Consider the following 23,892-nt stretch of genomic DNA (forward strand, 5'->3'; position numbering starts at 1 on the left):
TCCCTATTGCAGGACGAAGTTAGTAAACAAAACCTGCTCAACCGTAGGTTGACCCACCTGCTTCTGAGCAAGCTCCTGAATCTTGGAAGTTGCCTGTTGACGCAGCAATTCCTTGCCGACCGGCGTCAATAAGGCGTCATAACTCTGGGCAGAAAGCAGCATGACCAGTTGATTGCGTACCTGGGGCAAATGAGCCTTGAGTTCATCCATCTTTGCCTGATCGCGTCCCATCAGCGCCACACCCACCTGCATATAACGCTGCCTGCCGTTCACATTGAAGTTGACCACAAAAGACGGCGTTAATTTTTCGTAGATGGCAGGCAGTCGGACAGGAGTGGTGGGCTCCGCCTTTGAGGCCTCGGCATCATGAACCTTCTTGTTCATGATGAACCATGTTGCACCTACCGAAGCCCCTATCGTCAACAACAATGCGACCACGATAATGATGATGAGCTTGAGCTTGCCTTTGCCAGCGGGTTTGGCCGCGTCATCAGCCGCTTGTTCTTTCTTGGCCATGCTTACATCCGTAATTGAGTGAACCGCCTACAGCCCTAAAACGCAAAGGGAATAACAGCAGTCTTGTTGATACATTCATCTTTAGCCAATCGCTTGAGGCGTGGCCATCAGATTAGCCCTTGGTAAGACGGACCTCGTCACGTGCGGGAAGCGTCCCGGTCAGGCGTAAAAGTCCACTACTCCGTCGTTTCTCTTTATCGTCTGCGCGACCGTCTCACTTGAGACACCCGCTACTTCATCAATCGCACGGTCTTCGCTACCTAAGCCAGTATTCGAAGACCGTCGTCCTCCAGTTCCTGTGTCCTGCTGCGCGGCCTGCCAGTTACGATGCGCTGACTGATCCGAGACGTTTACATCAAGCGTCATCCCCTGCTGCACGAACATGTCTCGCAAGCGATGAGACTGGCTGTCTAGCGCATCACGAACGTCCGCATGCGGACTGGCAAAGGTGACCTGAGCCTGGTCGTTAGTCATATCGATACGAACCTCAAGACGCCCTAGCCCCGCTGGTTCGAGACGAATGTCAGCACTTTTGAGGTTCTGACTCGACATCCACATGACTCGATCAATCATACCTTCATGCCAGTCGGACTGATTCATTGCCAGCGGCTGACCCGGCACCGTAGGCGCAACGGGACGAGCTGTCTGTACAGGCGTTCCCATTGTCTGGGACAAGCTATTCAGCTTGTCTGCAAAGGTCTCGTTTCGATCCTCAGGCAAGGTCTTGTCATCGATATCCTTCAACCCCTGTAATACCTCAAGGGAAGCTTCACCCTCGGCAGGCTGGCTTTCAGCTGTCGCCGCCAGGATAGTACTCATGACCTCGGCCTGCTTGGGAGCACCCTGACCTGTGGTTGTATTGGTCTGAACAGTATTGGCAGCCGTATCGGTAGTCTGAAGCAGCTTACTGCCGGCCTGGGCCAGTAGCTGGCCAGCAGTCTCATCAGAAGAAGCTGCCTGACCATTCAAAGGATCGGTCTCGGAAGCCAGCTGCCCCACCCCCTGTGGAAACGCTGACTCCATGCCCGATGTCAATGTATCGTCCGTCAGGGACGTCAAAGAGCCGACAGCGTTTGGACTTGGCAAAGGCGCTACTTCCGCAGGCAGGGTTCCGGTCATGCCAAGCAGTAACAACGGGTCCAGCTGCGCCTCAGGAACGGAGGCATGCTCATCGGCCACCGGCAAGGTCTTGCCGCTATCGGCAGTCCCAGCAACCTCTTTCTGCTTTACGCCTGAAGAAACAGACTCGTCAGTCTTGCTGTCGCTAGCCTTGCTATCGTGACGCGATGCAGAAGCCTCGCGCTTCACGGACTTTGCATCCGTATCGCGAGTACGCACCTCATTACGAGCAGGCTGCTGCTCTTTGGCATAAACATCCGAGAAACGTGGGGTATCGCTGCGAGTTGACTCAGCGGGCTTGAACGGCGCTTTGAACGCGGTCTTGGCCGAGCTGATATCAGGCGTCGACGACAAAATGAAGTCAGAGGCGACAGCCATAAAATTGCTCCAGTTAAGGTATCTGGAGCTAGAGAAGCAAACGCTGGGCCAGCTTTAAGAAAAACGGCTGAAAATCACGCGTGCCGTTGCCGTTCCGACTTGAACAGAATGCGCACAATGGCAAACTCGCGTTGAACGCTTTCGATCTTTTCATCTATAACAGACAAGGGAGCATTTCGACGGGCAGCTTCCTCCAAGTCCCGGCAAAGATTTGTCAGAACGACGGCGCCCATGTTACTGGAACTTCCCTTGAAGCTGTGAGCCACATGCCGAAGCTGTACCAGCTCCTGTTCGGCATAGGCCTCCTTCAACGCACGGATACGCTCTTCCGAGTCGGAAATATAGGTGTCGAGCAGATTACCGTACTCGTCCTCCATAATTTCCTGCAGGGCAAGCAGAGTATCGGTATCTAAGTGTGGCAATGACATGGTAGGACTCACTCATCAGGCCAAAGATGCCAGACGAAATGGCAAAGTAACATGAGGATGAAACGTAAGAGCTCTGCTACACAACGCTGACATATCAAGCCCTCCGTTAGGAGTTAGGTTAAACAAACCTTCTGTCGGTGCGATTTTGGCAAAGCTGGCACTCTAATGGCACCCCTGGAACACAATAAATTGTTCTAAAGCGCTCATTACTACTGTTTATATCACTGGATTTACGCTGGAAGGCGCTCTGGTAATTGCTCTTTTACCAGACTTTGGAAGGTAAACCTAAGCCTGACGTCAAAATTCCAACGAATGAGCAACAGAGGATCTATGTTGCTGGAAAATTGGCTGCTAACCGTCAGGGCCTCTTTTAGAAGGTTTGGCAAGAAATAAAAAGGGCCAGCAAAACGGCTGGCCCTTTTTCCTTACATCCGAACCCGTTGCAAAAGCCGTTGGGAAAACTCATCCATCTGCTTCTGCTCTCGCTTGTCCTCAACCAGCCGCTGTTCCTGGCGATATTTCTCTACCAGCTTTTTCAAACCTTCCAAGCGTGCGTAGCGTTGCTGCCAGGACTGGCGTGCCTTTTCGACAACATCGCGGTGCCAGTTAGTGCTCCGCTCCTGCTGCGCAATGGCATCCTCCAACTGACTGAGGAAACGCTGATAACCGATCATCCACTGGCCTGACACACCCTGACTTCCCGCATTCAGCCATTGCTTGTGGTAATCGTCCCGGTAGCGCTGCAGGTCAGCAAGTTTTTGCTCTGCCTGCATCAGTTGTGTCTGACACTTACCTAATTGCCGAGCAGCATCCCGCTCCTCCTGCTCACTCATATCTATCACTGGGGTCAACCGCTCAGCACGACCTTTCATGATTCATCAGCTCTCCAGCAATACGCCTAGATTTTGCCCGCTCTGCTCGAGCGACTCGCTTTCATTCAGTCCTTGGCGCAAGTACTGCTGCATCGCAGGGTAGCGCTTGATTGCCTGGTCAGTTTCAGGATCGCCGCCTGGTACATAGGCGCCTACACTGATCAAATCGCGGCTTTGCTGGAAGCGAGACCACAACTGTTTCATACGCTGGGCATTACGCAAATGCTCAGGACTTACGACCTGCGGCATCACTCGGCTGATCGACGCTTCAATGTCAATGGCAGGGTAATGGCCTTCTTCCGCCAGACGGCGGGACAAAACAAAGTGACCATCCAGCACTCCTCGCGCCGCATCAGCGATCGGGTCCTGCTGATCATCACCCTCTGACAGTACAGTGTAGAACGCCGTGATAGAACCACCGCCCTTTTCAGCATTACCCGCGCGCTCCACCAAGCTGGGCAGCTTGGCAAACACGGATGGCGGATAACCCTTTGTCGCTGGCGGCTCACCAATAGCCAGTGCGATTTCACGCTGAGCCTGCGCGTACCGGGTCAGAGAGTCCATCAGCAACAGAACGTTTTTACCCTTGTCACGAAAATACTCTGCAATACGTGTGCAATACATGGCTGCACGCAGACGCAGCAGAGGCGCATCATCCGCTGGCGAGGCAACAACGACGGAACGCTTGATGCCCTCCTCGCCCAGGATGTGCTCGATAAATTCCTTAACCTCACGACCCCGCTCACCGATCAGCCCGACAACGATGATGTCCGCCTTAGTAAAGCGGGTCATCATGCCGAGCAGCACGCTCTTACCAACACCAGTACCGGCAAACAGTCCAAGACGCTGACCGCGTCCTACCGTCAACAAACCATTGATACTGCGTACACCAACATCAAGCGGCTCATGAATAGGCTCGCGCTTGAGCGGGTTGATGGTAGGACCGTCGATCGGCACCCAATCCTCGGCGCGCATCCGCCCTTTGCCATCGAGGGCATTACCCAACCCATCGAGCACACGCCCTAACATCGACATTCCCATAGGCAGGCGTCCGGTATCAGGCAGAGGCACGACACGCGCCCCAGGAGCAATACCTGCCAGACTGCCAATCGGCATCAAAAAGGTTCTATCACCTGAAAACCCCATGACCTCGGCTTCTACCTGAGCATGTTGGTAGGTACCGCCATTGATGACCCGGCAGCGACTTCCGACTGCAGCACGCAAGCCTTCTGCCTCAAGCGTCAAACCCACCATGCGCAGCAGACGCCCTTCGATTACGGGCTCACCCGGGAGGCTTACCGCGTCAATATAACCACCCAGTCGACGTTGGAAACTCAGGCGATCAAGATGCATTAGCAGCATCCTCCAAAGGAATATGCAGGTCAGGGTCGGCAGGCTGTGTAGCCTGATGGCGTTGCTGTTCCATAATCTGCGTCAGTGCCTGAGCCAGTCGCGTTTCGATACTTGCATCGATTACGCTGTTCTCGCTTTCGATACGGCAACCACCCGGCAGCAGATTTTCATCTTCCAGCAACTTCCAACGCTCATCGTGCCGATCACGCAGGGCCTTCACCAAATCGAAGTCCTGCGGGTTGAGATGAATGCGGATATTCTCAGCCCCCATGGGCAGAAGCTTCAGCGCCTCACGCAGGATACGTTGCAGCTGCGTAGAATCGTCTTTTAACTCACGCTGGATCACTTGTTTGGTGACATGCTCAACCAGACGAACCAACGCCTGCTCCAGCTCGCGATCCTGCTGGGCGATTGGCTCGAGTAGCTGCTCCATAACGATTTCCAGACTTCGCAGCTTGGCTGTCAATGCTACTTCAGCCTCTTGCCGAGCTCTTACCTGCCCGGAGTGAAAACCATCGCGCTCACCGGCGGTGAAGCCTTCGTTATAAGCCTCTTGCCGAATAGCCTCCAGCTCTTCCAGCGTCAACGGCTTGACTTCCTCTACCGGAACGTCTTCAACGGTGACGGTTTCCTCTTCCGCTACTTCCGGCTCTGGATCAGGCTCAACGGCCACGTCTTCAACATGGTTGCTATCCAGATCAGGCAAAAGCCATCGCTCGAAGATACTGACTTCCTTCGCGCGAATCAGATCGCTAGCGCCCTCTTTGTTCATGACTCACCTGACAGAAAAGCTACGGTATGCCAGGTAGGTAGCAAAGCTTGGGCCAACTCAGAATAAAAAAAGCCCGACCACTGCAAATATACAGTGACCGGGCTCGAAACCCACTTGGTGATTTACACCATTTCTTCTCCGCCCTTGGCACCCAGGACGATCTCGCCAGCCTCAGCCATACGGCGGGCCACTGCGATAACCTCTTTCTGCGCCCCCTCTACCTCGGAGATACGAACCGGGCCGCGGGACTCCAAATCATCACGCAGCAACTCGCCTGCACGCTTGGACATGTTACGGAAGAACTTGTCCTTGATCCCGTCATCTGCGCCCTTGAGCGCCAGGACCAGGATATCGGACGAGACTTCACGCAGCAGCGCCTGAATACCACGATCATCCACATCGACCAGGTTGCCGAAGACAAACATAAGGTCTTCGATCTGAGCAGACAGCGCATCGTCCACTTCGCGGATAGCGTCCATGAGCGGAGCCTCAACCGCGCTATCCAGGTAGTTCATGATGTCGGCTGCACGCTTCACGCCACCCAGCGTCGTACGGGCGGAGCTTGCACTACCCGAGAACTGCTTCTCCAGAATCATATTCAATTCTTTCAGTGCTGCTGGCTGGACCGTATTCAGCGAAGACACCCGCAGGATAATGTCCAACCGAATCTTCTGATCAAAATGCGCCAGAACTTCGGCAGCCTGATCCGCATCCAGGTAAGCCACTACAATCGCCTGGATTTGTGGGTGCTCGTAACGGATGACATCCGCGACCGCACGAGGCTCCATCCACTTGAGGCTATCCAGGCCACTCGTATTACCACCCAGCAGGATCCGGTCGATCAGACCGTTAGCCTTGTCTTCGCCCAGGGCCTGGGTCAGCATCTTGCGGATATAACCGTCAGTGCCTACACCCAGGCTGGTCTGCTCACCTACCACTTCGATAAAGTTGCCCAGTACATGCTCGGCCTGGTCACGACTGATGTTACGCACTTGAGCCATCGCAGTACCGACGCGCTGTACTTCTTTCGGGCCCAGGTGACGCAGGATCTGGGCAGCGTCTGCCTCACCCAGGGAGAGCAGCAGAACAGCGGCTTTATCGACATTGCTCATGCTGTTGAATTCACTCGTCGGCATTGATCCAGTCCCTCACAACTTGGGCAACCAGGCCCGGGTCTTCAGTCACCAATTGCTTGATGGCATTGAGTTGTACTTCGTAGTTTTCGCTAGGTCCAGGCAACATCAGTGCTGCAGGACTTGCCAGACTTACCTTGTCATCGGCCAGATCACCACCACTCAGGCCGCCCGCTCCACTACCCGCCAGATCTCCAGCACCACCCATACCATCAGCCAGTGCCAAGTCCTTGCTCTTGTTGGTACCTGCCAGGTTGTTCAGAACAGGGCGCAGGACACCAAACACCAGGACCAGGATAAACAGCACACCCAGACCTTGCTTAACGACATCCCAGAACCAGGGCTGCGAGTAGAAGGGGATACTTTCCACATCATCAGCAGCGATCGGAGCAAAGGGAGCGTTGATCACGCTAACACTATCACCACGACTTGCATCGAAACCTACCGCGTCTTGCACCAGGCGAGTAAAACGAGCCAGGTCATCTGCACTCCAGGGCGTATGACTTACCTGCCCTGTCGCTGCATCCAATTTCACTTGATCATCCAACACTACCGCTACAGAGAGACGACGTACTCGACCTTGCTGCTGGCGGGTGTAGCTGATACTGCGATCCAACTCATAATTACGTGTGCTTTGGTCACGCTTGTCTGTCGGATAAGGCACTGTCGCCGGCAGACCTGTCTTCGGATCAGTAATGAACTGATCATTAGGGTCACGAATCAGCTGACCCGGCGCTGTAAAGTTGGTACCCGCTGCCGCTGTTGCGTTCTCAGGTGCAGTGGCTGGCCCAGGCGGCTGGTTCGACAAGGCTCCCGGTACACCCTGCGGCCCACCGCCGGCAGTTTGACGCTGTTCGGTATTGATCTGCTCGCTGCGCAGTGCAGGCTGATCAGGGTTAAACTGCTCGGACGTTGACTCAACCGCATTGAAATCTACATCTGCCGATACTTCTGCCTTGAAGCGACCGTTTCCTACGATTGGCTGCATCATGTTTTGCACACGTTGAGTCAATGTGCTTTCGATGCGGTTCGTATAATCCAGCTGCTTACCTGCAACACTGAACTCAGACTGGTTCAGCTGATCCGACAGGAGCTGTCCCTTCTGATCGACTACCGTTACCTGAGACTTCGTCAACTCTGGAACACTGGTAGCAACCAGATTAACGATTGCCATTACTTGCCCAGTTTCCAAGGTACGGCCTGGATACAACTCGACCAGAACCGAAGCCGTCGGCTTACGCTCATCCCGTACGAATACAGAACTCTTCGGAATCGCCAAATGAACACGTGCACTTTTAATGCCATTTAGGCTGGCAATCGTACGAGACAGTTCACCCTCAAGGCCGCGACGGTAATTTGCCGCTTCCATGAATTGGCTGGTTCCCAGAGGCTGCTCCTTGTCCAACAGCTCGAAACCAACGATACCGTCAGTAGGCGCTACGCCAGCGCTGGCCATTTTCAAGCGAGCACGGCCCAGATCGTCCGCCTTTACCAACAAGGCACCGGTATTAGGATCAACCTTGTAGTTGATATCGGCTGAAGTCAGCGCTTCAACTACCTGATTGGCATCCAGGCCTGACATACTGCCATACAAGGGGCGGTAATCAGGCTGCTGTGACCACAGCACTACTGCAAACCCTAAGGCAACGCTGGCAGCCAAGCCAACCATAAGGCCTACTTGACGCAAGATCGGCATTTCAGACAGGTTGTCTAGAAAGCCCAGGCCCGGAAAAGGCTTCTTGGATGCGCCAGAGGCGTCTACCTTAGCGGGAACCTGATTATTGAGGGCGGTGTCGGCCATTCAATCTATCCTCAGATAGGCATCTGCATAATGTCTTGGTAGGCCTGGACCATCTTGTTACGGACTTGGGTCATGGCCTGGAAGGAAACGCTAGCTTTCTGCGAGGCAATCATGACTTCCGTCAGATCAACGCCGCCTTGACCAAGCTCGAACGCTGTGGCCATCTCATTGGAAACCTTTTGCGTCTCGTTGACTTTACGGACAGCCTGTCCAAGTAAATCCGGAAAGCTGGGAACATTTGCAGCACCCTCAACACCGACAGGGCTCGCAACGGGCTTTCGCGCCATTGCCTCTGTCTGCATGGAGCGCATCTCCAGCATTAAACGATTGAACTCAACACCTTGAACCATTTCACCCTCCAACCAGCGCGGATTTTTGACGCCGCGCTTTTAGCTATACCTTGATGTAGCAATGGCGATGCCAAGTTTTGTCTGTCAGCTGAAATTGGCTAACTGAACCGGCTTGGCGCCAGGTTTCAATCACTATCAAGGTCAGAGCAATTAACAGGCCAGAAAGGGGTTTGGGCGAAAGCAGCCTAGCGTTGAACTAAGTAAGGCTAGGCGCTTAAGCGAAGAAAATGGTTTAGATACCTTGGGGAAACGCAATCAGTAAAATTTGGCTCAACAACTACCGTGTGCCAAAAGAATAACTCTGGCTAGTTGGCTACCAGCACCGCTTTTGTCAATTGATTGTCAGGACGTCAGAATTCTTTTCCAGGATTGCAGGGCCGATGCCCTTAACTTCTATCAACTCGTCAATCGCCTGAAACGGGCCATGCGCATTCCGATAATCAACAATCGCTTTTGCTTTGGCAGCTCCAACACCTTTAAGTCTTTTGTCCAGCGTAGCGGCATCTGCCGTGTTGATATTGACCTTACTGGAAGAAACAGGTCCAGAGGATCTGGACACCTCTGTAGGGGTCCGCGCGATAGGTACAGGTTTGGGTAACTGATAATGCAGCGGATCACCGTACGTCTCAGCATAGGCAACAGAAGTGAGCGTAAAATGAGTAAAACAGACGGCAATACGAAATAATAGAAGTGCGCGCATAAATAGACATCCTTTTCCAAGCGCATAATTGACGTTCAACTACAGGAGAGTTTGAGCCTGTATCCTTGGCCTCACTCGAAATTAAATGCATATGCTACCAACCACTCACGCCTTATCAGAAAGGCCAACTACTGGCAGCATCACATTATTAACGTTACGCACTTACCTGATTGGGTGCATTCTTTGCGTGAGCAGCGGTTGCAGCTATTAATGCATCAAGGGAGTCATTAACCCCTGTCTTCCAATCGCTCGGGTCAACACCAAACCGTTTCTTGAGTAGCGTGCTGTCCAGTACCGAATAGGAGGGACGACGCGCTGGTGTAGGAAAGTCAGCAGTCGTAATCCCGTTTACCTTGGGAAGCTTATTGATAATTCCCTTCTCAAGCGCAACATCAAGAATATACCGCGCGAACCCACACCAGGTAACAGCATCGCTGCCCCCATAGTGATAGAGACCAAATAACTGGGAGTCATCAATAGTAGCGATACGATGAGCCACCAACAGTAAAGCATCGGCAATATGCCCTGCGTAAGTGGGCGTCCCTTGCTGGTCGTCCACCACCTGTAGCTTGTCTCGCTCCGAGGCCAGGCGGAGCATGGTTTTCATGAAGTTATTTCCATGCTCGCTAAACACCCAAGCCGTTCTCATGATGACATGATTCGGACAGGCATCCTGAATACGGTACTCACCTTCCAACTTGGTCGCCCCATATACACCTGACGGCCCCACGGGGTCATAAGGTGTATATGGAACAGAAGCATCACCCGAAAATACATAGTCGGTAGAAATATGTAATATCGAACAGCCGTGCTCATGGCAAAGCTTGGCTAACGTAGCAGGACCCTTGATATTAGCGCGTGCCGCTACATCAGGCTCCATTTCCGCCTTGTCCACTGAGGTATAGGCTGCAGCGTTTATCAGCACAGATGGCTTGAAACGCTGCAGGTGCTCGGCCACAGAGCGCTCATCTGCAATGTCCAGCGTGGCACGACCATGCGCTTCCCACGCCAAGTCACTGCGCTTCAAGCGATCAATCAGGCATTGTCCTACCTGACCATTTCCCCCTGCGACCATGACTCTCATTTATAAAGCTCCACCAAGCGTAGGCCTTGAGCATCCTTGGCTGACAACTGAGGATCAGAGATCTTCCAGTCAATACCCAGATCAGGATCATTCCAGATCAAGCATCCCTCGGCGGAAGGATCATAATAGTCAGTACATTTGTATTCAAAATCCGCTGTCTCAGAAAGTACAACGAAACCATGAGCAAGCCCTGGCGGGATCCAAAGCTGCCGCTTGTTGTCCTCAGAAAGGATTTCCGCAACCCAGCGACCAAACGTAGGCGAGTCTTGACGGATATCAACAGCCACATCCAACACTTCGCCCTTTACGCAACGAACGAGCTTGCCTTGCGGACGGCTGCGCTGAAAATGCAGGCCACGTAATACACCTCTCGTTGAGCGTGAATGATTGTCCTGCACAAAAGGCAATGTTATGCCAGCCAGCTCTGCATAGCGATCGGCTTGAAACGTTTCTAGAAAGAATCCCCGCGAGTCGCCAAAGACTCGCGGTTGAATGATCTTTACGTCTGCAATGATCGTATCGATCACTTCCATCATCGATCTCCTGCAATCAAGCGGGCCAGATATTGACCATAGCCTGTCTTGCTCAAGGCCTCGGCCTGCAGTGCTACCTGCTCGCGAGTAACCCACCCCTTCTGAAAGGCAATCTCTTCAAGGCAAGCAACCTTGAGACCCTGACGCTTTTCAATGGTCTGGACAAAATGCCCAGCCTCTAGCAACGCATCATGAGTCCCGGTATCAAGCCAAGCGAAGCCGCGGCCAAGAACGGAAACATTCAGATCGCCGCGACGCAAATACTCATTATTGACATCGGTAATTTCAAGCTCACCGCGCGGTGACGGCTTGATATTGGCTGCAATCTCAAGTACGTCGTTATCGTAGAAGTAAAGACCAGTCACTGCATAGTTGGACTTAGGCTTTTTAGGCTTCTCTTCGATGCTGATGGCTTTGCCATTTTCATCGAATTCAACGACACCGAAACGCTCTGGATCAGCAGTGTAATAACCAAATACCGTTGCGCCTTGTTCACGGGACGCAGCGTTTATAAGCGTTTCGCTGAAATGCTGACCATAAAATATGTTGTCACCCAGAACAAGACAGACATTATCCTGACCAACAAACTCGGATCCAATTATAAACGCCTGAGCTAGTCCATCGGGACTTGGCTGCTCCGCATAACTAAGTTCGATACCATATTGACTACCATCACCCAGCATGCGCTTGAAACCTGGCAAGTCTGTCGGTGTAGAAATTATGAGAATCTCCCGAATACCGGCCAGCATTAACACCGACAAAGGATAATAAATCATCGGCTTATCATAGACAGGCAGTGACTGCTTCGAAACACCTAGTGTGATGGGGTGCAAACGGGTTCCAGAACCGCCCGCCAACAATATCCCTTTATACTTTTTCATTACGCGTCCCTCTCAATCGATATAGGCTTAAGGATCTAAATACAAATAACCCTGGCTGAAAATTAAACAGCTTCACCCAATCGCTCGAGACGGTAAGCACCAGAAAGAACGCGCTGCCACCAGGAACGGTTGTTGAGGTACCACTGAACAGTCTTACGAAGCCCTGTTTCAAAGCTTTCCTGCGGAACCCAACCAAGCTCCGACTCAATTTTGCTGGCATCAATCGCATAGCGTAGGTCATGGCCTGGGCGGTCTTTCACAAAAGTAATCAAGTCGCGGTAGGCTGTGATACCAGCTGGCTTTTCAGGTGCCAACTCTTCGAGCAAATCACAAATAGCTTCTACCACTTCCAGGTTACGCTTTTCGTTATGTCCGCCAATATTATAGGTCTCACCTATAACACCCTTGGTTACAACGGTGTAGAGCGCACGGGCATGGTCTTCAACGAATAGCCAATCGCGGATCTGCGAGCCGTCACCATATACGGGTAACTGCTTGCCATGCATGGCGTTCAGAATAACGTGAGGAATCAATTTTTCCGGGAAGTGGAACGGTCCGTAGTTATTTGAACAATTAGTGATCAGCACCGGCAATCCATAGGTGCGCCCCCATGCGCGTACCAGATGATCGCTGCCCGCCTTGCTGGCTGAATAGGGAGAGCTTGGCGCATAAGGTGTCGTTTCGGTAAACAAGTCGTCCGTGCCATGCAGATCCCCGAACACCTCATCTGTGGAAATATGATGGAAGCGGAACGCTTCTTTCCGGTCGGCATTGAGTCCAGACCAATAGGCACGAGCCACTTCTAGAATAGTTCCGGTCCCCAAAACGTTGGTCCGAATGAACTCAGCCGGCCCCTCGATAGAGCGATCCACATGTGACTCGGCAGCAAGGTGCATCACCGCATCGGGCTGAAATGAATCGAAGACAGTTTTTAGGGCAGGTGCATCGCAGATGTCGACCTGATGAAACTCATACCGATCAGATGACGCGACCTCATTTAGCGACTCAAGGTTGCCTGCGTAAGTCAGTTTGTCGACGTTTGCCACATGGCAATTCGTCTCGTTGATCAAAAAACGGACCACTGCAGAACCAATGAAACCCGCACCACCAGTTACCAGCACTTTCATCCTGAACCTGCCTTTTTAAACGCCTGCGCCAGTTAGCAAAACGCGCAAGGCACAGCTAAAAAATCATAAATTCCTGTTAAGCAGCCAATACAGCTCAACAGGCGTCTCGTTCCCTAGATTTAGAACGCAAGCCCTAAGGCTGATGAATAGCACCACCCGCCATCAAGACCTGACTTAAACAGCTTTGACTTAGAAAAGTTTCCACGAAGAAAGAAAAACTTAACTCAATGTGCTCATCATCAAAAATTTCTCTGAAAGATTCTTAATTGCATCTATGCTGATCTATATTCTACTTTACGTGCTTAATAAAGGCGAAAGGATGGTTAACACGAGCTACTTATTATCTGTCCCGACGGCTTTGTACGTATAACCAATCGACGATTTCGCCCTGCGGTACATATCCCGCTACGGTTTCGCGCAATAGCTGCCTAATGCGAGAATAATCATCTGCCTGCACCGCTGACTTTAGATCAGCCAGCACTAGCTTGAAGGCATCCCAAGACACGAAATCCTCACTGGCCCGCATGATCATTGGATGCTCTGTAGGCAAGACGTTGTCACCAATCAACAGCTCCTCGTAGAGCTTCTCCCCCGGGCGCAGACCAGTGAACTCAATGGCAATATCTCCGTGGGGATTTTTCTCCGAACGGACTGTCATGCCCGAGAGGTTGATCATCTTTTCCGCCAGCTCCACGATCTTGACTGGCTCACCCATATCAAGTACGAATACATCCCCTCCCGCACCCATGGACCCCGCCTGAATGACGAGCTGAGCCGCCTCGGGAATGGTCATGAAAAAACGAGTAATGCCAGGATGCGTCACGGTTACCGGACCGCCCTTGCGAATCTGAGCGCGAAACAGCGGTATTACAGAGCCAGAGGATCCCAAGACGTTACCGAAACGAACCATGGTAAAGCGCGTCTTATTGACACGATGAATTCCACCTTGCTCACCAAACAGCGTTGGAGCAGATTCTTGACTCAAGGCCTGTAGCACCATTTCTGCAAGCCGCTTGCTACTCCCCATCACATTCGTCGGTCGTACAGCCTTATCCGTGGAGACTAAAACAAAGTGCTCGATACCTGCCTGAATGGCCGCCTCGGCAGTATTAACGGTACCAAATACATTGTTCAGCACGCCTTCGACAATATTGTGCTCAACTATAGGAACATGCTTGTACGCAGCGGCATGATAAATAGTATTGACTTTCCATGACCTCAAAATGTGCAGCAAGTGTTTGTTGTTACGCACCGATCCTAGAATCGGAACCAGAGAAATGGGCAAGGATTCGCGCTCTATAGCGCCCGCCAACTCCTGATGAATGCTATAGAGATTAAACTCCGAGTGATCAAATAGAATTAGCCCTAATGGACCCTGGCCCATAATCTGGCGGCATAGTTCGGAGCCAATCGATCCACCCGCTCCGGTGACTAAAACAACCTTACCGCGAATACAACGCTCAAAAAGCGCCTGGTTCGGTGCAACCTGGTCCCGTCCAAGCAAGTCTGCAATATCAACTTCCTGAATATCCTCGACCTTGACTTTGCCGCTAGCCAGATCGGTAATACCCGGAACAGTACGAACATGCAAAGGGTAAGGTTCCAACTGAGCCAATACCTCACGCCGGCGAGCACGTGAAGATGAAGGGATAGCTAACAATACCTCTTCCGCCCCGGTTTCATTGAGCATCTGCTGAATATGTTTAGGGCGGTAAACTTTAAGTCCAGCAATAACACGACAGGCAATACTCTTGTCGTCATCGATGAACGCAACAGGTCGCATTGCACGCCCCGCACGGAGCGCAGCGACTAACTGATTACCAGCCGAGCCAGCCCCATAAATCGCGACCCTAGGCAGTCCAGTCTGCTGGCGCATAAAGGGAACACTGGTCAATGCCGCATACCAATCGCCGAGAAAGTACTGCCTAATGGCCAAGCGTAGCCCGCCAATCATGAACAAGCTCAACCACCAGAAGTTGAAGATCATCGACCTTGGAACAATCTCGGGCTTGTCCTGATACCAGTAGATCACTAGGGACAACACTAACACCGAAAGCGTAACAGCTTTGGCAATAGCCATCATTGCGTCATACCCCAAGTAACGCATGACTGCACGGTACATACCAAAGCGGATGAACAGTGGAATACATATTACTGGAGCCGAAGCAAACAGCCAGGCGTGACCACTAAAGGGCTCGATACTTTCAGAGGTTCCGAGACGTATGAAGAAGGCGAGCCATAAGGCGACCCAGATCAGAATCAGATCTGTAGCTATTTGAACAATACGCTTTTTACGACGACTTAGGCTGACTAATCGCTCGCGTAGCATAACTACAGCTCCCTCAAATCCTTCACCAATCCTACCAATATGATCTATCGAGAGCTTTCCGGCCTTCCTGCCTCATAACGAACGGCAAGATAGATCAAGGGAACGTAGGCAACAGCCACGCCTATAACTCCCGATAGATAACCTGTACCAACCAAAAGTGCCGTAGGTATAAGCAAAATAGTATTGATTAACAGAACGGCCAACGTGACGGGGCGATGCCCATTGTGAAAGCGCGCAGCAGATTGGTATGCGTGACTTCTATGAGCCTCATAAACCTTTTCGCCTCTAAGCAAGCGACGAAACAGCGTAAAGGAAGCATCCGTCACAAATACACCTAATAAGATAATCCATGCCACAAAAAAAGCCGGATCAAGCCGTGCAGCCAGGAGAGAAAGACATCCTAAAATGATTCCTAAAAACCCACTGCCCGCGTCCCCCATGAAAATTCTAGCGGGCGGAAAATTCAGAATCAAAAAGCCTAAGACGGCAGCCACTAACAGCAACGGGAGCCATGCAATGGCACCGTGTCCGGTAATCCAGAATAGAGCGGCACCGCCTGCCCCTACGCAAATCGCCTCGACACTTGCAATGCCATCGATCCCATCCATGAAATTATAGAGATTAAGCAGCCAGACCAGATAAAACAATGCAAACGCGTTGCCCAACCAGCCAAAATTAATAGCCGTATTATTAATCATGACCGTTGGAAATCCTTGCAACCACCAGAGTCCCCAAGCAGCGCAAGCAAAATGCCCGAGCAGCCTCCACCTGGCCGGAATATGACCATGGTCATCAATAAAACCAATTAGAGCAACGCCACATGCCGCACCGAGCAACGCGACAAGATCCGTCCAATAGAGATTAGCGCCAATAAATTGCCAGACCAAGGTAGCGATAGAAAACACGATAACTATAGCTAAGCCACCACCCCGGGGCGTAGGAATAGAGTGAGAGCTGCGCACACCAGGAATATCCATAAGATGTCCCTTTAATGCATAACGCCGAACGTAGTGTGTCAAAGCCCAAGACGCGACGACCGTGCAGACAGCCAAAAATAGCGTCATCAGCTTTCCTTGCTTCTTAAAAAATCAATTGCAGTAGCTTGGAGAGCATCGTTCACAGCTACAGGCGGCCGCCAACCGGTGATATCAAGGTTCTTAGAAATATCGACTTGCAGGGAACGGCACACTCGCTGAGATAACGCACCCTTCCCAAGAATGGTTGCACCAACCTCTACCAATCCTCGAGGTACAGGAATCAACCTTATGGGACGCTCTAAAAATCGGGCTAGGCGCTTAAGCAGCTCAGTAGTAGAAAGGTCTTCTCCATCACTCACCATAAAGGTCTGACCGGCAGCAGCCGGATGAAAAAGGCATGTTGAAATGAAATCCACCAAGTTGTTGACCGAAACCAGGCTGCGACGATTATCGATAGCACCCAACGGCAATGGAATACCTTTGTCTAACCAACGTAGCATAGTAAGAAAATTGGCTTTTACGCCTGGCCCATATACCAGTACCGGACGAATAATGGTGACCTCTATTACTCCATTTCTTGCCAGCTCCATGAGCTGCTGTTCGGCAGTCCATTTTGAAATGGCATAGGCATCGGAAGGCTGGGGTGCGTCTAAGGGAGAAAAAGGTTGTTCGGGTACCGTCTCGTCACCGTTGACCTTTACCGAGCTGACAAAGACAAACCGACGCACCCCATGGCAGCCGCCAGACGCGCAAGCTTCATCGTTCCGTCGACATTTACCCGCTGGTACTCACCCAGCCCCTGCCCTGGCTTTTCGTGCATGGCATGAACCTTAGCCGCGCAATGGACGACACTCTCGACACGGTGGCGTCGAAAAGCACTAGCATCCAGACTTGTAAAATCTGCTTGACAGGGCTGTACAAGATCGCTTGCAGTCTCGATTGTCATACGAGACATCGCCACAACCTCATGTCCCTGCTGATTTAACGCCGAGACAAGATTAGAGCCTACAAAACCGGCTGCCCCGGTTACCAGAACTCTAGCCATCTACCGGTACAGCCCTAGCAATATGAAGAGAGCTAAAGCGATCCGATCCGTTAGCTTCCGCCTGGTCTTATTGACCTCAACCAGCAAACGAATCGCGCTTAAACGTTCTTTCTTTAAGATGATATGGGCGATACCCGGGGTATCTTCTAGACCAAGACAGCGGATGATCTTCCGCGACTCGTCTCGGTACCACCCACCTTTTATGCGCCTGATTCGGCTCAAGGCTGAGCGGACACCTACATTGGCTCCCACAACATTACCTCCATGCTGTCTGTACAGAACAGAAGGCCACGGATCGATATACCATTGCGCCTCAGAGCTACGACCATACGCGTAAATGAGCCAATCATGAAGCGCGACCTCATTGACAGCCGACCAATTTTCTTCCATGAACGCTTGTAAACGCTGAGTAAAGGCCCTACCCATCACGTAGGAACATCCGGGACCAGCCGCCTCAAAAAGATAATCATAAGCGCGCATTGGCTGCGCCTTATCCAGCAGACGTTGCCGACCATCCTCCCAAAATGCCATGACATTACCCGAATAGACCTCAGCTTGCCGTTCGATCAGTACTTGGTGAGCTCTAATCAATTTATTCTCAAGCCAGATATCGTCTTGGTCAGCCAAGGCTAGATAGTCAAATCCAGAAATGTCTATATCGCGTATCAAGCGATAGAAGTTCTTGGCTGCCCCACCAAACCGCTCGATCTGTGGCAAAACACATATGCGAGAATTTTTAGAGGCAAGCGAAAGTACATGCTCATATGTTTCATCAGACGAGATGTCGACACTGATAAATACGACGACATCTACACTCCGCTGCTCGAGAACACTGGAGAGCTGGTCGTCAATCCAAAGCATGCCGTTGTAAGCCGCAAGCGCCACGGCGAACCGTGGCCGCCTAAGCATCATTTACAAACCGCCTACTTGCACATAATTTCAGGCCATCGAGCAGCCCTTTGATTCCCGCCCTGGCATAGGCGAGCCGACTGCCTTTTTGCGTTGCAACAAGTATTAGTTGGTGGCATATCCCTTGCACTCCTTCCTTAACAATTAAAAGGATGGGAATATGCTTCAGCCCCGCAAGGATAAAAACATTACGTAGACGGTAATAACGGCGGAACGGTGAATGGACAGGCACTTTCCAGCGACCAAAGGACAAGGTGTCGTCCCCAATTTTGTGCTCCATCAGGGCATCGGGGACTACAAAAATCTCGTACCCCTTCGCGACGGCACGCAGGCACCACTCCGTATCAACATAATCAATAAACAGTGCCTGCTGTAATAAACCCACATCATTCAGAACATGAACAGGGACCAAAGTGCCTGAAGAAATACAACAAGATACCTGTATAGGTTCAGAGGCGCTTGATGGAATGATTTTCCGCACCAAACCTAATTTATCGATCCGAATAACGGGATAGTAGAAACCAAGCTCGGAGTCCCGATAAATTGGACCGACAGCGCCAACTCGATGTCTAACCGATAGCCTATCGAACTCTTGGCTAAGCGAAGCGATCATACCTTCAGGCACCACGCTGTCCTGATCGAAAAAAATAATCCCGTCAGCGCCTGCCACTATTGCTTTTTGAATACCGATATTCTGAGCCTTGGCAATACCTACATTGCTCTCACATTGATGAACTTGCGCGATTTCAGAAAGTTCATCGATTTCCTCGACGCCAAGCGATGCATTATCCACAAGCATGACAGCATGAACTTGACGAGCAATTAGCTTCAGCTGCCTGCAGAGGGCTACCATGTCGGGATGATACGTAACAACGACCGCAACTATTACTCTCAGCATCATCCTGACCTAAATTTTCCGTCCACCCTAATGCCCGGGCCATATCTGTATTGCTGCCCTTTGATAGAGAAAAGCGTGAATTGTTCCGAGCAAAGCCAACCGTAAAAACCATGACCGGCTCGAAGCTAACAAGCGCAACCCATCAGCCATAGCCGAGGGGTATGACCTACCAGGTTTTCTTAATCTAATGATGCAAAGCAAGTCTGAAGATTGGAGAGACTAACCACAGTCCGGCAAGAAAATTATTCAAAAAGGGTGACGGACACCTTGCCATTGAGAACTGCGACACGTTTTTTATTTTTGCTCGCACCTTTTCACTATCTGCGCCTAAATAGGTGCTCTACCGTCCAGCCAGTTGGTGCGACACTAGACCGGCTTCCAACCAAGTGATGCTGTAAGCTAAACATCTATATTTGTTTAATAATTCCAGTACCAGGTCTGCTAGGAACAATCTTAACTGGTCTCTCGGTCACGAAAACCCATGCCCAATAACGAGGATGGTATCAACTCAATGCACCCAGGCAACTCTTCAGCACTTAACGATATCTATTCATCGATCAAACGTTCATCACTTATTGGCCTGCTGGGATGGCAGGATGTAAGACAGCGCTATAAGAGATCCGCGCTAGGTCCATTCTGGCTAACAATTAGTATGGGCGTGATGATCGGCACTATGGGGCTGGTCTTCGGCAATATCTTTAATGCCACTCTTTACGACTTCCTACCATTCCTATCTCTTGGAATAATCTTCTGGACGTTCTTGTCATCGTCAATCAATGAGAACTGTACAGCGTTCATCGCAGGCGAAGGCATTATCAAACAACTGCCAATACCACTATTCGTTCACATTGCTCGTGTAATCTGGAGAAACCTATTAATTTTGGCACATAATATAGTCATATTTCCCGCCGTGCTAATTGCCGTAGGCCGACCCGTAGACTGGCTTGTGCTGCTCAGCATCCCAGCACTCGTTTTGACTATCGTCAATGTTGCGTGGATCTCGCTACTTTTAGCCACAGTATGTGCACGCTACAGAGATCTACCACAAATCGTGGGCAGCCTTTTACAGGTTATGTTTTATCTGACCCCCATCATGTGGATGCCCAATCTCCTAGACGATGAGAAGGTCTTTTTCCTGCTACAGCTCAATCCGCTGTTTCACGTTCTAGATATTCTTCGGTCCCCGTTGATGGGCGAGACCCCTGATGCGGTAAGCTGGTATGTATGCATAAGTACCGCTGTGATTGGTTGGATATTTACACTTTACTTCTATAGCAAATACAAACAGCGTATTGCGTACTGGCTTTAAGGATACTGCTGTGGCCAAGATAGATTTTCAAAACGTCGGTGTTGAATTTCCAATTTACAACTCATCGTCTCGCTCGTTAAAAAAAGACATTATGAAGGTAGCGACGGGAGGGCAGCTCGGCGCTACCGATAACGGAAAAGTTGTCGTCAAAGCACTGGAGAATATCAGCTTCCAACTCTCTGACGGAGACAGAGTGGGCCTTATAGGACATAACGGCGCGGGCAAGACGACCCTCTTACGGTTATTGAGTGGAGTCTACTCGCCTACCAGAGGTGCGGCCTCCATTAAGGGAAATATAGGTTCTCTTATTGCTATTTCCTTAGGTATTGACCCTGAATTCACAGGGCGCGAAAACATATATATGCGTGGCGCCTTGCTTGGAATAAGCAAGAAGGAAATTAACCAAAAAATTGATGACATCATAGAGTTTTCTGAACTAGGGGACTTCATTGATGTACCTGTTCGAACCTACTCGTCAGGCATGCATCTCCGACTGGCTTTTAGCGTTTCAACAATATTCAGGCCGGAAATTCTGCTCATGGATGAGTGGCTTTCGGTAGGGGACGAAGGTTTTCAACACAAGGCGGAGGCAAGAATCAAGGAAATGATCAGTGCCACCAAAATTCTGGTCATTGCCAGCCATTCGCGAGAGTTAATCGAAAAAGTATGTAACCGTGCCATTTGGATGGAGCATGGAACGGTAAAGATGATCGGGCCTGCAAAAGATGTTACAGAAGCATATTTCAATTGAATAAATGCCATGCCTCTAGCAGAAAAACTCTGCTCATTATCAGTACATAATCTTTATAGATACTAGGCCACACAGTAGTCAACCAGGACGGATGCATTAAATGCGACTTTTGAGCAGAATTGTAAACAGGTTAGTATTCCCAGCAGCGAACAACTACCTAAAGCTTCAATCGTATCAAAACCGGCAGAAATCAAAAAGAAATAAGGAGCAAATTTTTTTAGAAAAACCTTATAAAGGGCAAAAAATAATGCTTCTTGTATTATATGAGAAAGGCATTCTCAGAAACGCCGTTATTGGCCTTCTTCAAAGCGCAAAAAAACAAGGCATATATACACTCTGTGTGAATACACTAAAAATAAGCGACATAGAGCAGCATAAAGACATTATCGACTGCTACATTGATAAGTATAACTACGGCCGAGATTTTGGCAGTTATAAATCTGGTTTCGAGCACATCTTTAGGCGAGGCATTCAAAAGGACTGCCCTCGCCTTCTCATGATAAATGACAGCATATTTTTCAGTTCCAAGCACATCGATAAATTCCTTGAGGAAATGTTTAATAGTGAAACAGAAGCACTGGGCGCAACTGAGAACTTTGAAATAGAGCATCATCTTGGTTCATTCTGTATAGCCTTTGATAAAAAGATACTCAATAACGAAATATTTCAAAATTATTGGAAGAATTACGAACTGACTGATGTACGACCAGACGTCATCAAGCGGGGAGAAATGGGGCTTTCCAAGACATTAAAGCGAGTAGTGACATCACCTGATCAGTTCAAGGCACTATACGATTCGACTCGCATTGCCAAAGTTCTGGAAACTAACACAGACTTAATCGACAGCTTGGTTACGCTATCCAGAGCATCTGACCTTGTAGACTGGCCAAAATATTCTACAGCGGTCATGATACAAGGGCTTACAAAAAAATATCTGTATAACAGTTATAACCTGATGGGCTTATGGGGCGAAGACGTTAAAAGCAGTGAGCTTGAGGATTTTAGAATGAACTTCGTCATGTCTACTAAATCCTTAGCAGGCTTTGTTTACAAGCATCTGGAAGATGTAGACCTAACATACAACGATGTTTATAAAATTATCTGTATAGAAGCGATAGCTCACTTTGTCGAAACATTTTCCAGAGGCTCGCAGATTCATCAGAATAATATCTTTCTGCATCATATTGGCATGCCATTGATAAAGCTTGACGGGCTTTATCGAGGAATGCTTGTCTCCCGCGACGTTGAAAGCATTGCTCAGGATCTAGACGATCATCAGGTAGACGAATTTAGGCAGATCATGTACTCACGTCCATTTGGCGGAAACGTGCTTTTCGGCTGGAAGCGTGCCGCGTTTTACAGAGGCCTGATATGAAATTTAAAAAGATATTCATTCATATCGGAATGGGTAAAACCGGAAGCTCTTATCTTCAGAGCTGCTTCGAGCAATTAGAACTGAGCGGCGCGTTCGAAAAAACAACTTACCCTGTAATCACAGCCGGTGGCGACTTTCAAACGATACGAAGCGGTAATGCGCTGAACTTGGCGATGTCGTTGTCTACGACTGATTCCAAAGCGTTCTGCAAAACTCGTATGGAAGCAGCAATCAAACAGCTATTAAATAGCGCTAGTAGTGAAAAGGACCAACTGCTGCTATCTTGTGAACATTTTTTTTCTGTAGACAAGGAACTCCTAGCCGAACTCTTATGCACGCTAAAGCAGTACAGCTGTAATATTTCGCTTATTGTTGTAGCCAGATCTATAAACGAACTAGCTTATTCAAGTTATAACCAGCACATTAAAAGACATGCAGCCACCCATCTGTATGATGATGAGTTTCTGAATGAATTCTGCCTAGCAATAGCCGAAACCCTGAAAAACTTGGACGCTGTCACTCAAGACGTTCAGGTACTGTCGTATAAGAAGAATGGTCTTCTTGATGACTTTCTTTCTTTACTAACAGAACCTATTGAAATAAGCGCGCAGTTTAAAAATTTAACTGTAAACAGATCGCTAGATACCATTGAAATTAAATTACTGACCCATATCAATAAAATCTTCGCCGACGAGCAACTAGCTTCCAACATAAGTGACCGCTGGATTTATGAAAGCACGCCCTACTTAGAAACAAATACAAAAAAAGATAGCCGCGCTATCGATATATTTACTAGCTACGCTGAGCAGATGAAACCAATCAGCCCTCATACAAAAAAAATAATTGGACTCCTAACAGCATTTTCGGAAAATGAGGGCGGCTCCCCTGAGCCTGAATATAAGCAGACCGAAATTTTACAACAAAAGTTCTTTATAGCCTTGGAGGAAATTGTCAAATATTCTAGTCAATTCATGCTCTTAAAGAGTTATACGTCAACCCTATCTCCATCCAAAGAGCATTTCGACCCAATACATTATCTTCTTATAAACCAAGATGTTTTGCGAGCGAGAATGGATCCTGAAGAACATTATAAAATGTTTGGTGCTCATGAAGGTCGGTACACTTGCTTTATTTAAACCAGCGAAACGGACCGTCATCCGGTCCGTTTTATTTTATAAATGCCATCCCGCACCAACCAAAACAAAGAAAAAGACCTTGCATTAATAAAAGATGAATCACTGCAGCCCGTATC

At 49.8% G+C, this 23,892-nt stretch carries 22 protein-coding genes and 1 pseudogene; 4 read left to right on the forward strand and 19 right to left on the reverse strand.

Features of this window, described 5'->3' with window-relative positions; translation table 11 throughout:
- Positions 1-3: 3 nt before the first annotated feature.
- The 19 genes and pseudogenes from fliL to PLU01S_RS13755 all read right to left on the reverse strand — a co-directional run bounded on the left by fliL (position 4) and on the right by PLU01S_RS13755 (position 19,208).
- On the reverse strand, positions 4-516 hold the full coding sequence (gene fliL, locus PLU01S_RS13665; protein WP_074825247.1) for a flagellar basal body-associated protein FliL: 513 nt from the start codon (positions 514-516) through the stop codon (positions 4-6).
- A gap of 159 nt (positions 517-675) precedes the next feature.
- Entirely contained in the window at positions 676-2,013 is a 1,338-nt protein-coding gene (locus tag PLU01S_RS13670) for a flagellar hook-length control protein FliK (protein ID WP_074825244.1), read from the reverse strand.
- Between the two features lie 74 nt (positions 2,014-2,087).
- Entirely contained in the window at positions 2,088-2,441 is a 354-nt protein-coding gene (locus PLU01S_RS13675) for an Hpt domain-containing protein (RefSeq protein ID WP_010797924.1), read from the reverse strand.
- Between the two features lie 425 nt (positions 2,442-2,866).
- A complete protein-coding gene (gene fliJ, locus PLU01S_RS13680; RefSeq protein ID WP_010797923.1) occupies positions 2,867-3,313 on the reverse strand; it encodes a flagellar export protein FliJ in 447 nt (148 codons plus the stop codon).
- A 6-nt stretch (positions 3,314-3,319) separates the two neighbouring features.
- Positions 3,320-4,666: a flagellar protein export ATPase FliI gene (gene fliI / locus PLU01S_RS13685; protein WP_010797922.1), complete on the reverse strand. Its 1,347-nt coding sequence runs from the start codon at positions 4,664-4,666 to the stop codon at positions 3,320-3,322.
- The gene (gene fliH / locus PLU01S_RS13690) at positions 4,656-5,438 is read right to left on the reverse strand and encodes a flagellar assembly protein FliH (RefSeq protein WP_074825241.1); all 783 of its coding nucleotides are present in this window, start codon (positions 5,436-5,438) and stop codon (positions 4,656-4,658) included. Before fliH ends, fliI begins: the two co-directional genes overlap by 11 nt.
- Before the next feature lie 122 nt (positions 5,439-5,560).
- Positions 5,561-6,574, reverse strand: a complete 1,014-nt coding sequence (gene fliG / locus PLU01S_RS13695; protein ID WP_010797920.1) for a flagellar motor switch protein FliG — start codon at positions 6,572-6,574, stop codon at positions 5,561-5,563.
- Positions 6,561-8,372: a flagellar basal-body MS-ring/collar protein FliF gene (gene fliF, locus PLU01S_RS13700; RefSeq protein WP_010797919.1), complete on the reverse strand. Its 1,812-nt coding sequence runs from the start codon at positions 8,370-8,372 to the stop codon at positions 6,561-6,563. Before fliF ends, fliG begins: the two co-directional genes overlap by 14 nt.
- 11 nt (positions 8,373-8,383) lie before the next feature.
- Positions 8,384-8,722: a flagellar hook-basal body complex protein FliE gene (gene fliE, locus PLU01S_RS13705; RefSeq protein WP_010797918.1), complete on the reverse strand. Its 339-nt coding sequence runs from the start codon at positions 8,720-8,722 to the stop codon at positions 8,384-8,386.
- A gap of 331 nt (positions 8,723-9,053) precedes the next feature.
- Positions 9,054-9,422: a ComEA family DNA-binding protein gene (locus tag PLU01S_RS13710; protein ID WP_074825239.1), complete on the reverse strand. Its 369-nt coding sequence runs from the start codon at positions 9,420-9,422 to the stop codon at positions 9,054-9,056.
- Positions 9,423-9,576: 154 nt separating this feature from the next.
- A complete protein-coding gene (rfbD, locus tag PLU01S_RS13715; RefSeq protein WP_074825237.1) occupies positions 9,577-10,506 on the reverse strand; it encodes a dTDP-4-dehydrorhamnose reductase in 930 nt (309 codons plus the stop codon).
- Positions 10,503-11,039, reverse strand: coding sequence for a dTDP-4-dehydrorhamnose 3,5-epimerase (rfbC, locus tag PLU01S_RS13720; protein WP_010797915.1), 537 nt, complete (start codon positions 11,037-11,039; stop codon positions 10,503-10,505). Before rfbC ends, rfbD begins: the two co-directional genes overlap by 4 nt.
- Positions 11,039-11,920: a glucose-1-phosphate thymidylyltransferase RfbA gene (rfbA, locus tag PLU01S_RS13725; protein WP_010797914.1), complete on the reverse strand. Its 882-nt coding sequence runs from the start codon at positions 11,918-11,920 to the stop codon at positions 11,039-11,041. Before rfbA ends, rfbC begins: the two co-directional genes overlap by 1 nt.
- A gap of 62 nt (positions 11,921-11,982) precedes the next feature.
- Complete coding sequence (gene rfbB, locus PLU01S_RS13730) at positions 11,983-13,047, reverse strand: dTDP-glucose 4,6-dehydratase (RefSeq protein WP_074825235.1); 1,065 nt, start codon at positions 13,045-13,047, stop codon at positions 11,983-11,985.
- A 340-nt stretch (positions 13,048-13,387) separates the two neighbouring features.
- Positions 13,388-15,376, reverse strand: a complete 1,989-nt coding sequence (locus PLU01S_RS13735) for a polysaccharide biosynthesis protein (RefSeq protein ID WP_074825233.1) — start codon at positions 15,374-15,376, stop codon at positions 13,388-13,390.
- Between the two features lie 44 nt (positions 15,377-15,420).
- Positions 15,421-16,440: an MraY family glycosyltransferase gene (locus PLU01S_RS13740; RefSeq protein WP_074825231.1), complete on the reverse strand. Its 1,020-nt coding sequence runs from the start codon at positions 16,438-16,440 to the stop codon at positions 15,421-15,423.
- Positions 16,440-17,332: pseudogene (locus PLU01S_RS13745) on the reverse strand (NAD-dependent epimerase/dehydratase family protein); the annotation flags it as partial. The pseudogene PLU01S_RS13745 and the gene PLU01S_RS13740, both read right to left, overlap by 1 nt.
- A 66-nt stretch (positions 17,333-17,398) precedes the next feature.
- On the reverse strand, positions 17,399-18,310 hold the full coding sequence (locus tag PLU01S_RS13750; RefSeq protein ID WP_074825229.1) for a glycosyltransferase: 912 nt from the start codon (positions 18,308-18,310) through the stop codon (positions 17,399-17,401).
- The gene (locus tag PLU01S_RS13755) at positions 18,300-19,208 is read right to left on the reverse strand and encodes a glycosyltransferase family 2 protein (RefSeq protein ID WP_083397873.1); all 909 of its coding nucleotides are present in this window, start codon (positions 19,206-19,208) and stop codon (positions 18,300-18,302) included. Before PLU01S_RS13755 ends, PLU01S_RS13750 begins: the two co-directional genes overlap by 11 nt.
- A 478-nt stretch (positions 19,209-19,686) precedes the next feature.
- On the opposite strand from PLU01S_RS13755, the gene PLU01S_RS13760 reads away from it, so the two are divergent.
- The 4 genes from PLU01S_RS13760 (at position 19,687) to PLU01S_RS13775 (ending at position 23,776) form a co-directional block, all read left to right on the forward strand.
- Entirely contained in the window at positions 19,687-20,514 is an 828-nt protein-coding gene (locus PLU01S_RS13760) for an ABC transporter permease (protein ID WP_233432141.1), read from the forward strand.
- 10 nt (positions 20,515-20,524) lie between these two features.
- Positions 20,525-21,265, forward strand: a complete 741-nt coding sequence (locus PLU01S_RS13765; RefSeq protein WP_074825224.1) for an ABC transporter ATP-binding protein — start codon at positions 20,525-20,527, stop codon at positions 21,263-21,265.
- A 100-nt stretch (positions 21,266-21,365) separates the two neighbouring features.
- Positions 21,366-22,640 (forward strand): rhamnan synthesis F family protein, encoded by a 1,275-nt coding sequence (locus tag PLU01S_RS13770; RefSeq protein ID WP_074825222.1) that lies wholly within the window; start codon positions 21,366-21,368, stop codon positions 22,638-22,640.
- Positions 22,637-23,776 (forward strand): hypothetical protein, encoded by a 1,140-nt coding sequence (locus PLU01S_RS13775; RefSeq protein WP_074825219.1) that lies wholly within the window; start codon positions 22,637-22,639, stop codon positions 23,774-23,776. Before PLU01S_RS13770 ends, PLU01S_RS13775 begins: the two co-directional genes overlap by 4 nt.
- Positions 23,777-23,892 lie beyond the last annotated feature (116 nt).

The organism is Pseudomonas luteola NBRC 103146 (genome assembly GCF_002091675.1).
In the GTDB taxonomy this organism is placed as follows: Bacteria; Pseudomonadota; Gammaproteobacteria; order Pseudomonadales; family Pseudomonadaceae; genus Chryseomonas; species Chryseomonas luteola.

Excerpts from the sequence above, each read along its gene's own strand:
- fliL (WP_074825247.1), bottom strand. The coding sequence starts at position 516 with ATGGCCAAGAAAGAACAAGCGGCTGATGACGCGGCCAAACCCGCTGGC.
- PLU01S_RS13670 (WP_074825244.1), bottom strand. The coding sequence starts at position 2,013 with ATGGCTGTCGCCTCTGACTTCATTTTGTCGTCGACGCCTGATATCAGC.
- PLU01S_RS13675 (WP_010797924.1), bottom strand. The coding sequence starts at position 2,441 with ATGTCATTGCCACACTTAGATACCGATACTCTGCTTGCCCTGCAGGAA.
- fliJ (WP_010797923.1), bottom strand. The coding sequence starts at position 3,313 with ATGAAAGGTCGTGCTGAGCGGTTGACCCCAGTGATAGATATGAGTGAG.
- fliI (WP_010797922.1), bottom strand. The coding sequence starts at position 4,666 with ATGCATCTTGATCGCCTGAGTTTCCAACGTCGACTGGGTGGTTATATT.
- fliH (WP_074825241.1), bottom strand. The coding sequence starts at position 5,438 with ATGAACAAAGAGGGCGCTAGCGATCTGATTCGCGCGAAGGAAGTCAGT.
- fliG (WP_010797920.1), bottom strand. The coding sequence starts at position 6,574 with ATGCCGACGAGTGAATTCAACAGCATGAGCAATGTCGATAAAGCCGCT.
- fliF (WP_010797919.1), bottom strand. The coding sequence starts at position 8,372 with ATGGCCGACACCGCCCTCAATAATCAGGTTCCCGCTAAGGTAGACGCC.
- fliE (WP_010797918.1), bottom strand. The coding sequence starts at position 8,722 with ATGGTTCAAGGTGTTGAGTTCAATCGTTTAATGCTGGAGATGCGCTCC.
- PLU01S_RS13710 (WP_074825239.1), bottom strand. The coding sequence starts at position 9,422 with ATGCGCGCACTTCTATTATTTCGTATTGCCGTCTGTTTTACTCATTTT.
- rfbD (WP_074825237.1), bottom strand. The coding sequence starts at position 10,506 with ATGAGAGTCATGGTCGCAGGGGGAAATGGTCAGGTAGGACAATGCCTG.
- rfbC (WP_010797915.1), bottom strand. The coding sequence starts at position 11,039 with ATGGAAGTGATCGATACGATCATTGCAGACGTAAAGATCATTCAACCG.
- rfbA (WP_010797914.1), bottom strand. The coding sequence starts at position 11,920 with ATGAAAAAGTATAAAGGGATATTGTTGGCGGGCGGTTCTGGAACCCGT.
- rfbB (WP_074825235.1), bottom strand. The coding sequence starts at position 13,047 with ATGAAAGTGCTGGTAACTGGTGGTGCGGGTTTCATTGGTTCTGCAGTG.
- PLU01S_RS13735 (WP_074825233.1), bottom strand. The coding sequence starts at position 15,376 with ATGCTACGCGAGCGATTAGTCAGCCTAAGTCGTCGTAAAAAGCGTATT.
- PLU01S_RS13740 (WP_074825231.1), bottom strand. The coding sequence starts at position 16,440 with ATGACGCTATTTTTGGCTGTCTGCACGGTCGTCGCGTCTTGGGCTTTG.
- PLU01S_RS13750 (WP_074825229.1), bottom strand. The coding sequence starts at position 18,310 with ATGATGCTTAGGCGGCCACGGTTCGCCGTGGCGCTTGCGGCTTACAAC.
- PLU01S_RS13755 (WP_083397873.1), bottom strand. The coding sequence starts at position 19,208 with ATGATGCTGAGAGTAATAGTTGCGGTCGTTGTTACGTATCATCCCGAC.
- PLU01S_RS13760 (WP_233432141.1), top strand. The coding sequence starts at position 19,687 with ATGCCCAATAACGAGGATGGTATCAACTCAATGCACCCAGGCAACTCT.
- PLU01S_RS13770 (WP_074825222.1), top strand. The coding sequence starts at position 21,366 with ATGCGACTTTTGAGCAGAATTGTAAACAGGTTAGTATTCCCAGCAGCG.
- PLU01S_RS13775 (WP_074825219.1), top strand. The coding sequence starts at position 22,637 with ATGAAATTTAAAAAGATATTCATTCATATCGGAATGGGTAAAACCGGA.